This window comes from Streptomyces sp. NPDC093094 (genome assembly GCF_044754345.1).
Classification (GTDB): Bacteria; Actinomycetota; Actinomycetes; order Streptomycetales; family Streptomycetaceae; genus Streptomyces.
This window is the reverse complement of the sequence record NZ_JBIVOX010000002.1, coordinates 148,508-161,871: the sequence shown is the minus strand read 5'-3', so window position 1 is coordinate 161,871 and position 13,364 is coordinate 148,508. Positions and strand designations below refer to the sequence as shown.

General features: G+C 72.0%; 10 protein-coding genes and 1 pseudogene. 7 read left to right on the top strand and 4 right to left on the bottom strand.

From position 1 onward, the window contains the following. Positions 1-33 precede the first annotated feature (33 nt). Together ACIQGV_RS03585 and ppdK are read left to right on the top strand one after the other, a co-directional pair. Positions 34-1,236, top strand: coding sequence for an ROK family protein (locus ACIQGV_RS03585; protein ID WP_402489882.1), 1,203 nt, complete (start codon positions 34-36; stop codon positions 1,234-1,236). 420 nt (positions 1,237-1,656) lie between these two features. After that, the gene (ppdK, locus tag ACIQGV_RS03580; RefSeq protein WP_402489879.1) at positions 1,657-4,362 is read left to right on the top strand and encodes a pyruvate, phosphate dikinase; all 2,706 of its coding nucleotides are present in this window, start codon (positions 1,657-1,659) and stop codon (positions 4,360-4,362) included. Between the two features lie 134 nt (positions 4,363-4,496). Here the strand turns inward: ppdK and ACIQGV_RS03575 are convergent, their stop codons facing one another. Next, positions 4,497-5,339, bottom strand: a complete 843-nt coding sequence (locus tag ACIQGV_RS03575; RefSeq protein WP_402489877.1) for a protein kinase — start codon at positions 5,337-5,339, stop codon at positions 4,497-4,499. 165 nt (positions 5,340-5,504) lie between these two features. Here ACIQGV_RS03575 and ACIQGV_RS03570 point away from each other — a divergent pair. Next, positions 5,505-5,921 (top strand): annotated as a pseudogene (locus tag ACIQGV_RS03570) (XRE family transcriptional regulator); the annotation flags it as partial. A 2-nt stretch (positions 5,922-5,923) separates the two neighbouring features. Beyond that, on the top strand, positions 5,924-6,394 hold the full coding sequence (locus ACIQGV_RS03565) for an NUDIX domain-containing protein (protein ID WP_402489874.1): 471 nt from the start codon (positions 5,924-5,926) through the stop codon (positions 6,392-6,394). A 108-nt stretch (positions 6,395-6,502) separates the two neighbouring features. Here ACIQGV_RS03565 and ACIQGV_RS03560 read toward each other — a convergent pair whose 3' ends face one another. After that, positions 6,503-7,660 carry an alkaline phosphatase PhoX gene (locus ACIQGV_RS03560; protein WP_402489871.1) on the bottom strand — a complete coding sequence of 386 codons (1,158 nt, stop codon included), beginning with the start codon at positions 7,658-7,660 and terminating at the stop codon, positions 6,503-6,505. 229 nt (positions 7,661-7,889) lie between these two features. On the opposite strand from ACIQGV_RS03560, the gene ACIQGV_RS03555 reads away from it, so the two are divergent. Next, positions 7,890-8,369 carry an excalibur calcium-binding domain-containing protein gene (locus ACIQGV_RS03555; RefSeq protein ID WP_402489868.1) on the top strand — a complete coding sequence of 160 codons (480 nt, stop codon included), beginning with the start codon at positions 7,890-7,892 and terminating at the stop codon, positions 8,367-8,369. A gap of 11 nt (positions 8,370-8,380) precedes the next feature. Here the strand turns inward: ACIQGV_RS03555 and ACIQGV_RS03550 are convergent, their stop codons facing one another. Together ACIQGV_RS03550 and ACIQGV_RS03545 are read right to left on the bottom strand one after the other, a co-directional pair. Further along, the gene (locus tag ACIQGV_RS03550) at positions 8,381-9,853 is read right to left on the bottom strand and encodes a sensor histidine kinase (RefSeq protein WP_402489866.1); all 1,473 of its coding nucleotides are present in this window, start codon (positions 9,851-9,853) and stop codon (positions 8,381-8,383) included. Next, complete coding sequence (locus ACIQGV_RS03545; RefSeq protein ID WP_402489863.1) at positions 9,850-10,560, bottom strand: response regulator transcription factor; 711 nt, start codon at positions 10,558-10,560, stop codon at positions 9,850-9,852. Before ACIQGV_RS03545 ends, ACIQGV_RS03550 begins: the two co-directional genes overlap by 4 nt. Before the next feature lie 202 nt (positions 10,561-10,762). Here ACIQGV_RS03545 and ACIQGV_RS03540 point away from each other — a divergent pair, with 202 nt between their 5' ends. After that, positions 10,763-11,374, top strand: coding sequence for a carbonic anhydrase (locus ACIQGV_RS03540; RefSeq protein WP_402491021.1), 612 nt, complete (start codon positions 10,763-10,765; stop codon positions 11,372-11,374). Beyond that, a complete protein-coding gene (locus ACIQGV_RS03535; protein WP_402489860.1) occupies positions 11,371-13,341 on the top strand; it encodes a SulP family inorganic anion transporter in 1,971 nt (656 codons plus the stop codon). Before ACIQGV_RS03540 ends, ACIQGV_RS03535 begins: the two co-directional genes overlap by 4 nt. Positions 13,342-13,364: the final 23 nt, after the last annotated feature.

The window sequence follows — 13,364 nt, the reverse complement described above, 5'->3', positions numbered from 1 at the left end:
TAATGCAAGCTTGAGAAACACAAGGGGGTGCGCATGACTGCCAGAAGTCAGGCGAGCGCGGGCGATCTGCTCGAACTGGTGCGCAGCGGCCGTGCCACCACACGCGGGGCGCTCCAGCAGGTCACCGGTCTGTCCCGGGCCACCGTCGGCCAGCGGCTGGACCGGCTGTTCCGTGCGGGCTGGCTGCGTGAGGGGGCGGGCGGTCCGGTGGACTCCCCGCTCGGCGGGCGCCCCTCCATCACCCTGGAGTTCGACGGGGAGCACGCGGTCGTGCTGGCCGCCGACCTGGACACCCGGCACGCCCGTGTGGCCCTGCTGTCGCTGACCGGCGAGATCCTCGCCGAGCAGGGCGGCACGCTGGTGATCGAGGACGGCCCCGACGCGGTGCTCGGCGAGCTGGGCCGCTGGTTCGCGGAGCTGCTGGCCAAGGAGGGCCACCGGGCCGAGGAGGTGTGCGGCATCGGGCTCGCGGTGCCCGGTCCGGTGGACAGCGAGACCGGCCGGGTGGTGCAGCCGCCGATCATGCCGGGCTGGGACGGCTACGACATAAGAGGCCGGCTGGCCAGGGCGTTCACCGAGCACACGGGCTCCGGTCAGGTCCCGGTGCTGGTGGACAACGACGCCAACCTCATGGCGTACGGGGAGCAGCGCACCGGGCACCCGGACTGCTCCGCGTTCGTGCTGGTGAAGGTCTCCACGGGCATAGGCGCGGGTGTGGTGGTGGACGGCTCGGTCTACCGGGGCATCGACGGCGGCGCCGGGGACATCGGGCACATCCGGGTGCCGGAGGGCGCCCAGGCGCTGTGCCGCTGCGGCTCCTACGGCTGTCTGGCCGCCGTGGCGAGCGGGGGCGCGGTGGCCCGGCGGCTGGCCGAGGCCGGGGTGCCGGCGGCCTCCGGCTCGGACGTGCGCACCCTGATCGCGGCGGGGCACCCCGAGGCGGTGGGCCTCGCGCGGGAGGCGGGCCGGCTGGTGGGGGAGGTGCTGGCGACCGTGGTGACGCTGCTCAACCCGGGCGTGCTGATGATCGCCGGCGACCTCGCGGGGACGCCGTTCCTCACCGGGGTGCGCGAGCTGCTGTACCAGCGGGCGCTGTCGCGCTCCACCGCCCACCTGGACATCGTCACCTCGCGGCTGGGGGAGCGGGCGGGTCTGGTGGGGGCCGGCGCGCTGGTCGTGGAGCACCTGTACGCGCCCGAGCGCGCCGAGGAGCGGCTGCGGGCTCTCGGGGTGTGAGGCACGCTGGTGACAGGCGTGTTTCCCGTCCCGGACGGCGGTCCGCATGGTGGTACCCGAGCGCCCGCGACAGCGTGATTCTCGCCACCCTTGATAAGGGTTGCGCTCAGATGAGCGGATCAAGCGCGACTGCACTTCCTCAAGGGGTGGCACTGAGTGCCACCCCTTGATCGTTCATCGATCGAACTCAGACGTGCCGGAGGGTGCTCGTCTGAGCGTGAAACCCCCCTTGCGGGTGAGGGTGTGTTCAAGAAGTGAAAACAAGAACGCGCGTCCGATTGCCAATCCTTGACTTTCGATCCGGTGGCGGACGGCTGGTTACGGGCGCATGACGCATGAGTGGACGTACCCAGGTGCCTTCGATCTGGGTATGTTCCTCGCCGTCAGGGCAGCCACCGCGTCCTCCAGGAGTTGGGACCCGTGTCGGAAATTCAAAAGTTCGTTTACGACTTCACCGAGGGCAACAAGGAGCTCAAGGATCTTCTCGGCGGTAAGGGTGCAAACCTCGCCGAGATGACCAACCTGGGTCTTCCCGTCCCTCCGGGCTTCACCATCACCACCGAGGCGTGCAAGGTCTACCTCGACAGTGGCGAGGAGCCGGTGGCACTGCGTGACGAGGTGAGTGCGCACCTCGACGCGCTGGAGCAGCGCATGGGCAAGAAGCTGGGCCAGGCCGACAACCCTCTCCTCGTGTCGGTCCGCTCCGGTGCCAAGTTCTCCATGCCCGGCATGATGGACACGGTCCTCAACATCGGACTCTCGGACAAGTCCGTGCAGGGTCTGGCCAAGCAGGCCGGCGACGACCGGTTCGCCTGGGACTCCTACCGCCGTCTGATCCAGATGTTCGGCAAGACCGTCCTCGGCGTCGACGGCGAGCTCTTCGAGGACGCCCTCGACCGGGCCAAGGAGCTCAAGAAGGTCACGGTCGACACCGACCTGGAGGCCGCCGACCTCAAGAAGCTGGTCACCACCTTCAAGAAGATCGTGAAGAAGGAGACCGACCGGGACTTCCCGCAGGACCCGCGCGAGCAGATGGACCTCGCCATCAAGGCGGTCTTCGACTCCTGGAACGGCGACCGCGCCAAGCTCTACCGCCGTCAGGAGCGCATCCCGCACGACCTGGGCACCGCGGTCAACGTCTGCTCGATGGTCTTCGGCAACCTCGGCCCCGACTCCGGCACCGGTGTCGCCTTCACCCGCGACCCCGCCTCCGGCCACCAGGGCGTCTACGGCGACTACCTCCAGAACGCGCAGGGCGAGGACGTCGTCGCCGGTATCCGCAACACGGTCCCGCTCGCGGAGCTGGAGTCGATCGACAAGAAGTCGTACGACCAGCTGATGCAGATCATGGAGACCCTGGAGAACCACTACAAGGATCTCTGCGACATCGAGTTCACCATCGAGCGCGGCCAGCTGTGGATGCTCCAGACCCGCGTCGGCAAGCGCACGGCGGGCGCCGCCTTCCGTATCGCGACCCAGCTGGTGGACCAGGGCCTGATCGACGAGGCCGAGGCGCTCCAGCGCGTCAACGGCGCCCAGCTCGCCCAGCTGATGTTCCCCCGCTTCGACGAGAAGGCGAAGGTCGAGCAGGTCGGCCGGGGCATCGCGGCCTCCCCGGGCGCCGCGGTCGGCAAGGCGGTCTTCGACTCCTACACCGCCGTGAAGTGGTCCCGCTCGGGCGAGAAGGTCATCCTCGTCCGCCGCGAGACCAACCCCGACGACCTCGACGGCATGATCGCGGCCGAGGGCATCCTGACCTCCCGCGGCGGCAAGACCTCCCACGCGGCCGTCGTCGCGCGCGGCATGGGCAAGACCTGTGTCTGCGGCGCCGAGGAGCTGGAGGTCGACACCAAGCGCCGCCGGATGACGGTGCCGGGCGGTCACGTCGTCGAGGAGGGCGACCTGATCTCCATCGACGGCTCCTCCGGCAAGGTCTACCTGGGCGAGGTCCCGGTGGTCCCGTCCCCGGTCGTGGAGTACTTCGAGGGCCGGATGCACGCCGGCGCCGACGACGCCGACGAGCTGGTCGAGGCCGTCCACCGGATCATGGCCTTCGCCGACCGCAAGCGCAGCCTGCGCGTACGCGCCAACGCCGACAACGCCGAGGACGCGCTGCGCGCCCGCCGGTTCGGCGCCCAGGGCATCGGCCTGTGCCGCACCGAGCACATGTTCCTCGGCGACCGGCGCGAGCTGGTCGAGCGGCTGATCCTCGCCGACACCGAGGAGGAGCGCGAGGAGTCCCTCCAGGCGCTGCTGCCGCTGCAGAAGAAGGACTTCGTGGAGCTGTTCTCCGCGATGGACGGCCTGCCCGTCACCGTCCGCCTGCTCGACCCGCCGCTGCACGAGTTCCTGCCCGACATCACCGAGCTGTCGGTGCGGGTCGCCCTCGCCGAGTCCCGCCAGGAGCCGCACGAGAACGACCTGCGCCTCCTCCAGGCCGTGCACCGGCTGCACGAGCAGAACCCGATGCTGGGTCTGCGCGGCGTACGCCTCGGTCTGGTCATCCCCGGTCTGTTCACCATGCAGGTACGGGCGATCGCCGAGGCGGCCGCCGAGCGCAAGAACGCCAAGGGCGACCCGCGCGCGGAGATCATGATCCCGCTCGTCGGCACCGTCCAGGAGCTGGAGTTCGTCCGCGAGGAGGCCGACCAGGTCATCGCCGAGGTCGAGGCCGCCACCGGCACCGAGCTCAAACTGTCGATCGGCACGATGATCGAGCTGCCGCGCGCCGCGGTGACCGCGGGTCAGATCGCCGAGGCCGCCGAGTTCTTCTCCTTCGGCACCAACGACCTGACCCAGACGGTGTGGGGCTTCTCCCGCGACGACGTGGAGGCGTCGTTCTTCACGGCGTACCTGGAGAAGGGCATCTTCGGCGTCAGCCCGTTCGAGACCATCGACAAGGACGGCGTCGGCGCGCTGGTCGCCGCCGCGGCGAAGGCGGGCCGCGAGACCCGTCCCGACATCAAGCTCGGCGTCTGCGGCGAGCACGGCGGCGACCCGGAGTCGGTCCACTTCTTCCACGAGGTGGGTCTGGACTACGTCTCCTGCTCCCCGTTCCGCATCCCGGTGGCCCGCCTGGAGGCCGGCCGCGCGGCCTCGCAGTCGGAGGGCAGCGACCACCGCTGACCTCGCAGAGCCCCGGAGCCGCCGCCGGTCCCCGACCCTCAGTACCGATCGGTGGCGGCTCCGGATCACGGAGAAGGGGCGGCACCCGTGCGGGGGCGCCGCCCCTTCGGGCGTTTTCATCGCCGGGTGAGGCGTCAGAGGGCGCTCAGTGCCTTGCCGGCCTCGTGGGCGGTCGGTCGATCGGCGGGTTCATGGCTGAGCATGGCGTCGATCAGTTCGCCCAGCTCACCGGGTGCCTTCACGTCCCGCCGCCGGCCACTCGCCACGGCCTCCCTCTGAACGGGGCGTGGGGCGTCGTCCGGGTACTCGACGGCTCGCCAACCGGTGGCGGAGATCAGCAGCGACGCGCCGAGGGCGTAGATGTCGGCTTCCTGCGTGGGTTCCGCCTGCCCCGTGGCGAGCACGCTGCGCGAGATCTCCGGGGCCTCGTAGTGGACGAGGCAGCCGCGGAACGGGAAGTCGTACCTCGCGGGCACGTGCCCGCCCCGGGCAAGGGCCACGTCGATGAGGTGAGTTCGCTCGATCCCGATGATGAAGTGGGCGGGCTGCACATCCCCGTGGGCCCAGCCGTTGCCGTGGAGTTCGGCCAGGGCTTCGACACAGCCCAGCGCCACGCTGATGCGCGGCTGGACGGACGTGTCCGGCCTGCGGCAGGGCTCCCACAGCTGGTACAGATCGGGCCCTTCGCGCCACGGCTGGTAGTTCCACGTCCCGCGCTCCCACTCGCCGTACGCGAGATCATCGAGGCCGAGGCGACAGAGCACGGCCCCTTCGCGCGCCGGTGCGAGCGCGGTCCAGGGCTGCGCGGGCCAGTCGGCCGTGGCCTCGATCGGATACCCGACCTTCACGGCGTGGTGGCCCCGGGGGCCTTGCGCCTCCCAGACCATGGAGCCCCGGCGGTTCACGACCAGGCGCCAAGTCGTGGGCATGAGGGCGTCGAGCACCGCGGACGGCAGTTCAGGGGGTGACCCGGACAACGTCTCTTCCTCCTTCCTGGCGAACGCGGCCGGCCTCGCGTTGAGGCCGGCCGCGACGCTGCGGGCCGTGGTCAGTCCTGACCGTAGGGCCGGCCGCAGTCGGAGTCGCACTGCGCGAGGTTCGTGCCGTCCACGGTCCACAGGTCGTCGAAGACCATGAACCCCGCCGTCTTCCTGCACGAGGCGTACCCGCGGCTCAACGACCTGTTGCGAGAACGGGCTGCCGACGGGTGCGCTGTCCGCATCGCGATCGGCGATCCGGACAGCGTCAATGTCCGACAGCGCGGCACGGAAGAGAAGTTCGGCCACGGGATCGAGTCCCGGTGCCGACTCGCCCTCATGCACTATCGCCCACTTGCCGGGGTGTCCGGCATCGAGGTGCGGACCCACGCCACCACGCTCTACAACTCGATCTATCGTGCGGATGACCAGGTGATGGTCAATGCCCACGTGTGGGGCGTGAACGCCTACGGTGCTCCCGTGTGGCATCTCCGGCGCACCAGAGAGGGCGGCATGTTCGACACCTACGCCAGTAGCTTCGACGCGGTGTGGGAGAGCGCGACACCGGTCGCAGAAGGGTGACCATGGCACGGACCGAGTACTACGACGACCCATCAGCGCCGGAGCCGAACAGCTTGGTGGTCGCCGCGTCCGCCGTGGTCACCGACGACGAAGGGCGCGTGCTCCTTCAGCGCCGCAGGGACAACGACCTCTGGGCGCTACCGGGTGGTGGCATGGAGATGACCGACTCGCTCCCGGGAACGGCCGTCCGCGAGGTGAAGGAGGAAACGGGTCTGGACGTAGAGATCACCGGACTCGTGGGCACGTACACCGACCCTCGCCATGTCATCGCCTACTCGGACGGTGAGGTGCGCAGACAGTTCAACGTCTGTTTCACCGCTCGCATGGTCGGTGGCCACCTTGCGATCTCGGACGAGTCCACAGAGTTGCGGTTCGTGCAGCCGGAGGAGATCGATCGACTGCCGATGCACCACACGCAGCGGCTCCGTATCCGTCACTTCCTGGAACACCGTGCTCGGCCCCATCTCGGCTGAGCAGGCGGGGTGAACCGTCCTGAGAACCGTGGCAACCGCGCCCGGCTCCTCGATGGGGCCGGGCGCGGTGCGGGTGGGCAACGGATCGGGGATCGTCGGGTTGCCCGGCTACGGCCGGAAGGGGCCCGTCACCTCGTACGTGATGCCGCCCGAGGAGGAGCCCGTGGTGCCTCGCTGGCTGGAGAAGTACAGGCGGGTGCCGTCGGGGGAGAACGCCGGGCCGGTGATCTCCGAGGAGGACTGGCCGTCGACGCGCAGGAAGGCCGCGACGACGTCGTCCGGCGTGATCAGGCAGATCTCCATGGTGCCGCCGTCCTCGGCGACGTACAGGTCGCCGGAGGCGGAGCCGGTGATGTTGTCGACGCCGGTGAGCGGGGCCGTGCCGGAGACGAGGGAGTCGTCGTAGGCCAGCTCGTAGGTGTTCGACGTGAGGTTGAGCTGCCAGACGCGGTTGTCGCCCTTGGTGGTGAACCACACCGTGTCGTCGGCGTAGTGGCAGCCCTCGCCGCCGTTGAAGGACTTCGACCCCGAGACCTGGGTGCGGGTGGTGGTCGGGGAACCGTCCGGGTCGGGCACGTTCGCCCAGGTGAACGAGCCGGAGGTGGCGCTGCCGGCGATCATGACCTGGAGCGTGCCGGAGGACAGGTCGCCCCATGTGGCCGGCACGAAGCGGTAGAACCGGCCGTTCGTCTCGTCCTCGGTCAGGTAGATCACCCGGCGCACCGGGTCCGCGGCGGCGGCCTCGTGCTTGAAGCGGCCCATCGCGTCCCGCCGTACGGCGGCGTTCACCCCGAAGGGGTCCGTCTCGTAGACGTAGCCGAGGGACACCTCCTCGCAGGACAGCCACGTGTTCCACGGAGTCCTGCCGCCCGCGCAGTTCTGCCGGGTGCCGGAGAGGATGCGGTAGGCGCCGGTGATCTGGCCGGTCGAGGAGAACCGCACCGCGCTCGCGCCGCCGCTCGGGTTGATCTCCGAGTTGGACACGTAGATCCAGCCGGTGCCGTTGGCGTAGCAGGCGCCGCCGTCGGGGGCGTTGTGCCAGGTGTAGGAGGTGCCGGAGACGGTCTGGCCGGATCGGGCGACGACCCGGCTGGTGAAGCCGGCGGGCAGCCGGATGCCGTTGGCGTCGGGAGAGCCGAGGGGGCCGTAGGGGCCTGTGCCGGGCTGGGCCGGGGCCGCGTAGGCGGCGCCGCGCGACAGGGTCCCGCCGAACACGGCGGCGGACCCGCCGAGAACGGCCGCACGCAGGAGAGTACGACGTTCCACGCTCACTCCAAAGGGGTGCCGTGACCGCCCGCCGTCGGGCAGACGACGGGTTCGTGCGCTGAGGAACCTAGGGGAGCCCGGTTGACGCTCCATGGCCAACCCGTGACGCCCCGCTGTACGGCGGATCCCTCACCGGACGTCACGAATCCATCACAAGTCCTTCACGTCCGCGAGCGCAGCCCTAACGTCGTCGCCTGACGATTCACTCGTGTCACTCGTGGGGGCAGACATGGCCAACCCTTACACCGCTCCGCCGCCGTACCCGGCTCCCGGGGCGCCCGTTCCGCCCCGGTGGGCCCGTAAGCGCTATGTGCTGCCCGCCCTCGCGCTGGCGCTCTTCGTCGGCGCCGGGATCGGCGCGGGCGACGACGACGGCACGGCGGCCGACGACGCGAAGCCGTTGGCCGCCGCGCCGGCGCCGACGGTCACCACCACCGCGACCGCCACGGTCACGGCGACCCCGGCCGCCGCCGAGCCCGAGCCGGCCGTGACGGTCACGCGGACCGTCACCCGGACCGTGAAGGTCAAGGTCACCGAGACCGTCACCGCCGACCCGGCGCCCGCCGCCGTCGCCGACGACCCGGGCGGCTCCGCCTACTACGCCAACTGCAGCGAGGCCCGCGCCGCCGGTGCCGCCCCGCTGTACGCCGGTGAGCCCGGCTACGGCCGTCACCTCGACCGGGACGGCGACGGGGCCGCCTGCGAGTAGCCGCGACGGCGTCACGCGGGCAGCGCGGACACCCCGCGTCCGGGCCGGCCGGCCTTCCCCGGGCAGGGCTCGGCACCGGACGGGCCGGCCGAGAGCAGCCGTACCACCGCGTCCACGCCGCCGGTGGGCGCCTCCCGCAGGGCGACCTCGCCCCCGCTCGCGCAGGCCAGTCGCTGGACGAGGGACAGCCCCAGGCCGGCGCCCCCCTTGGGGGCACCGGGGGCACGCCAGAAGCGGTCGAAGGCGCGGTCGCGCTGATCGGCCGTCATCCCGGGGCCCTCGTCGGTGACATGCAGGTCGGCCCAGCAGGGGCGGCTGTCCCGCGGTGGGCGGTGGGCGGGGGTGTGCAGCCGCAGCTCCATGGTGACCGTGCTGCCGGCGGGCGAGGCACGCAGGGCGTTGGAGAGCAGGTTGTCCAGGATCTGCTCCACCGCCCCCGGCAGCGCCAGCACCGGCCCCACGCTCCCGGCGAACAGCACGAGGGAGACGTCCTCGCGGGCGAACAGCGGCTGCCAGGTGCGGTGGCGCTCCGCGCAGACCGCGCCGATGTCGACCGGGCCGGACAGGACCGAGTCCTCCTCCAGACGGGCCATGGCCAGCAGGTCCTCGATCATCCGGGCCAGCCGGTCGGTCTCGGTGACGGCGGCGGCGAGACTGGGCCGGGCACGGCGGGCCACGGCCGGTTCGAGGTTCTCCAGGCGCAGCCGCAGGGCCGCGAGCGGGGTCCGCAGCTGGTGCGACGCCTCGCCCGCGAAGGCACGCTGCGAGGCGAGCAGATGCTGGAGGCGGGCGGCCGTCGTGTTGAACGCGGCCGCCAGGCTGCGCACCTCCGGCGGGCCCGAGCGCACCAGCACGCCGGGGACGGGACCGCCGTCGGCGAGCCGGTGAGCGGCCTCCTCCAGCCGCCGGATGGGGCGGCCCGCCCAGCGCGCGAAGGCGAACGCCACCGCCACGGTCACGGCGAGAACGGCGGGGCCCGCCAGAGCCAGCAGCAGCCACACCCGCAGGATCCGCGCGTTCACCGCCTCGGTCGGCAGCGTGATGCGGACGGCGCCGTGGGCCGCGCCGGAGCCGACCGGCCGGGACACCGACAGATGGGAGACCCCGCCGAGCCAGGAGACGCGCACGTCCGTGGCGGGCCGGCCGCGCAGGGCCGCCCTCAGATCGCGCAGAGCGGCCATGTCCTGCGGCTGCGCGGGCGGCGGACCGGGTGCCGCGGCCAGGACGCCGCCGCCGGCGCCGACGACGACCACCTGCCCGCCGACGCGCCGCGCGCAGCGTGCGGCGCGCTCGGTCACGGCGCCGGGCCGGCCGGCGGTCAGGGACAGTTCGGTGTACGCGGCCACCGCGTCGGCCTGCGCGTCGGCCGCCTGGATGATCCGCGCCCGCTCCGTCCGGGAGTTCACGATCCCCAGCGGGATCTCCAGGCTCAGCAGGACGAGCGCCGCCAGGCCGACGTAGCTCAGCAGCAGCCGGCGGGTCATGAGGCGCCCCGCGGCCGGTCCTGCTCGGGCGTCTGCACCGCGAGGCGGAAACCGACCCCGCGCAGCGTCCGGATCCACGCCGGGTCGCCCAGCTTGCGGCGCAGCGTGGCCACATGGACGTCCAGGGTCTTGGTGGGACCGTCGTAGTGCTCGTCCCAGACCCGGTCCAGGATCGTCTGACGGGAGTACACCGCCCCGGCGTCCTCGGCGAGCAGCGCCAGCAGCTCGAACTCCTTCGGTGTCAGCGCCACCTGCTCCTCGCCCACCCACACCTGCCGGGTGCGGCGGTCCACGACGAGCGCGCCGGGCGCGGCGCCCTCCGACTCGCCCGCGTAGGCCGTCTCCCGGGGCGGCAGACGGCGCCGGCGCACCGCCCGGATGCGGGCCACCAGCTCCCGGAGGCTGAACGGCTTCGCCAGGTAGTCGTCGGCGCCCAGCTCCAGGCCCAGCACCCGGTCGGCCTCCTCGCCGCGCGCGCTGAGGATGATCACCGGTACGTCGGAGACCTGCCGGATGCCCCGGCACACGTCGATGCCGTCCATGTCGGGCAGCCCCAGGTCCAGCAGCACGACATCGCCGTACGGCCCGCGCAGCCCTTCCGCTCCGGTCGCGACATGACGGACGGTCAGCCCGTACTCCCGCAGCCCTTCGCCGAGCGGCTCGGCGATCGTCTCGTCGTCCTCGATGAGCAGCACTCGTACGCACATGGCGTCGTGTCTCTCCATGAATGGGGGACGGGGTTCGACACGCTACAAGGAAATGACCGGTGGCCTGCCGGAAATCCGGCGCAGTGTGAAATGACCCTCAGAAAGCGCTTGTTGTCCGGTTCTTTAGTGTTCCCCTAACCTTCCTCTGTCTTTCGCCCTCCTACGGTCGTCGGACCTGTTCGGACCTGTGTCTGGAGGCATGATGAAGGCATTGCTGGACCGCGCCCGGTCGTTCGAGCGACGGGTGGGATTCGAAGGCGACGAATACCGGAAACTGTCCGTCGGGCAATTCCCCGGAGTTCTCTTCATAAGCTGCTCCGACTCGCGGGTGATTCCCGCGCTCATCACCGGCGCGCGCCCGGGAGAGATATTCGAGCTGCGGAATGCGGGCAACATCGTGCCGCCCCACGACGCGCAGGGGGCACCCTCCGGCGAGGCCGCCACCATCGAGTACGCGCTGGAGGTGCTGGGCGTTCAGGACGTCGTCGTCTGCGGCCACTCCCACTGCGGGGCGATGGGCGCGCTGCGGCAGGGCACGGACCTCTCCGGGCTGCCCGGGGTGGACGCCTGGCTGGAGCTGGTGCGGCCCGCGCTCGCGCCGGAGGGGGCGGCGGACCAGCCCTCGGACCCCGCGCTGCGGGACGTCGTCCAGCGCAATGTGCGCCACCAGCTCACCGTCCTGCGCGGGCATCCGGCGGTGCGGAGGCAGACCGAGGCCGGGCGGCTGCGTCTGCACGGCTGGTACTACGAGGTGGACACCGGTCGCGTCCACGAGCTGGACGAGGACGGTCTGTTCCGGGTGCACGGCTCATGAGCGGGGCGCACGCGAAGCGCCGCTCACGCCCGCCCGGCCCGGGCACGAAGAGGGCGGGGACGAAGGGCGCGGACCCGAAGGGCGCCGGCGTGAAGAGCACCGGCACGCCGGGCAAGGGGCGTGTCGACCTCGGCACCGAGATCACCGCGTCCCTGGTCGTCTTCCTCGTCGCGCTCCCGCTGTGCATCGGTGTGGCCGTCGCCTCCGGCGTGCCCGCCGAACTCGGCATCGTCTCCGGGGTCGTCGGCGGGCTCGTCGTCGGGGCGGTGCGGGGCAGCACCCTCCAGGTCAGCGGGCCGGCGGCGGGTCTCGCGGCGCTCGTGGCGGAGACCGTGGCCGAGCACGGGATCGCGGCGCTCGGGGTGATCGTCCTGGGCACCGGCGTGCTGCAGACCGTGCTCGGGGTGGTGCGGCTCGGCCGGATGTTCCAGGCGATCTCCCTCGCCGTCGTGCAGGGCATGCTCGCCGGCATCGGACTGCCCCTGATGTTCGGCCAGTTGTACCCGATGTCCGACGCGAAAGCCCCGGGGACGCCGGTCGAGAACATCGCGGGTGTCCCCGGGCTGGCGGCCGGGGTCGCGTCCGATCCGCAGGCGGCGATCGCGGCGGCCCTCGGTGTCGTCACCATCGTGCTCAGCTTCGTCTGGAGCAAGGTGCCGGGCCCGGTCCGCAGGATCCCCGCGGCCCTCGTCGCCGTCGGCCTCGGCATCGGGGTCGCCGCGCTGCCGGGTGTGGAGGTGCGCACGCTCCGGGTCGGCGACCTCGCGGACGCGGTCGACATACCGGGACCGGAGCAGTTCGCGCTTCTCGCGGACGCCGGGATCCTCTCCGCCGTCCTCACCTTCACGGTGATCGCGTCGGCGGAGAGCCTGTTCACCGCGGCGGCCGTGGACCGGATGCACAGCGGACCGCGCACGCGGTACGACACCGAACTGGTCGCCCAGGGCGTCGGGAACACGCTTGCCGGACTGCTCGGCGCGCTGCCCGTCACGGCTGTCGTCGCCCGCAGCTCGGCGAACGTCCAGGCCGGGGCGAAGACCCGGATCTCCCGCACCCTGCACGGGCTGTGGCTGCTGGCGTTCGCGCTGCTGCTGCCCCAGGTCCTGGCGCTGATCCCGATCTCGGTGCTCGCCGGGGTGCTCGTGCACAGCGGCTGGAAGCTGTTCGCGCCGCAGGAGTTCCCGAAGATGTGGCGGGCCGACCGGGCCGAGTTCGCGGTCATGACGCTCACCACCACGGTCATCACCGTCACCGCGCTGCTGGAGGGCGTGCTCGTCGGGCTCCTGGCGGGCGTGGTGCTGGCCGCGCTGCGTATGTCCCAGGTCGTCGTACGGCTGCGTACCGGGGACGACACCGCCGAGCTCGTCGTGGCGGGCAACGCCACGTTCCTGCGGCTGCCCCGGCTGATCGAGGGCCTGGAGCAGGCCGCCGCCTCCGGCCGGCCCCGCATCCGCCTGGACCTGAGCGGAGTGACCCATCTGGACCACGCCTGCCGCACCCAGATCGACGAGTTCACGGCCGAACAGCGCTCCGCGGGACGCCACGTGGAGGCGGAGCTGCCGCGGACGGCGTCCGAGGGGCGGGCATCGGACGCCGAGGCCCCGCAAGGCGCGGCCGGGACGCCGCGGGCGGAGACGGCCGGGGCGCCGGGTCCGGGGGACGGGGCAGCGGCCGGCATGCCGCGGGCCGGGTACGGGACGCCGCGTCCGGGGCACGGGACGGGGCGGGCCGGGACCGGCGCAGGGCACGGGACGGGGCGGGCCGGGACCGGCCCGGGGGACGGGACGGAGCCACCGGGCGCCGAGGGTGCCGGAACGGCGCCGGTCCCCGCCTCCTCGCCGCTTCCCCCGGAACCCCTCTCCCCGCCGCCGCCCGCGCCGCCGGTCCCCGGGCCCACCTCGGAGTGGTTCTATCTGGACGACCGGCCCGCCCCGGAGGCCCACGGCACCTACGGCCGGGTCGGCTGAGAGGGGCACCCCGCCGAGGCACG

Bases quoted from the DNA above. Each gene is read 5' to 3' on its own strand.
- ACIQGV_RS03585 (WP_402489882.1), top strand. From the start codon at position 34: ATGACTGCCAGAAGTCAGGCGAGCGCGGGCGATCTGCTCGAACTGGTG.
- ACIQGV_RS03550 (WP_402489866.1), bottom strand. From the start codon at position 9,853: ATGACCCGCCGGCTGCTGCTGAGCTACGTCGGCCTGGCGGCGCTCGTC.
- ACIQGV_RS03545 (WP_402489863.1), bottom strand. From the start codon at position 10,560: ATGTGCGTACGAGTGCTGCTCATCGAGGACGACGAGACGATCGCCGAG.
- ACIQGV_RS03565 (WP_402489874.1), top strand. From the start codon at position 5,924: ATGGCACGGACCGAGTACTACGACGACCCATCAGCGCCGGAGCCGAAC.
- ACIQGV_RS03555 (WP_402489868.1), top strand. From the start codon at position 7,890: ATGGCCAACCCTTACACCGCTCCGCCGCCGTACCCGGCTCCCGGGGCG.
- ACIQGV_RS03535 (WP_402489860.1), top strand. From the start codon at position 11,371: ATGAGCGGGGCGCACGCGAAGCGCCGCTCACGCCCGCCCGGCCCGGGC.
- ACIQGV_RS03540 (WP_402491021.1), top strand. From the start codon at position 10,763: ATGAAGGCATTGCTGGACCGCGCCCGGTCGTTCGAGCGACGGGTGGGA.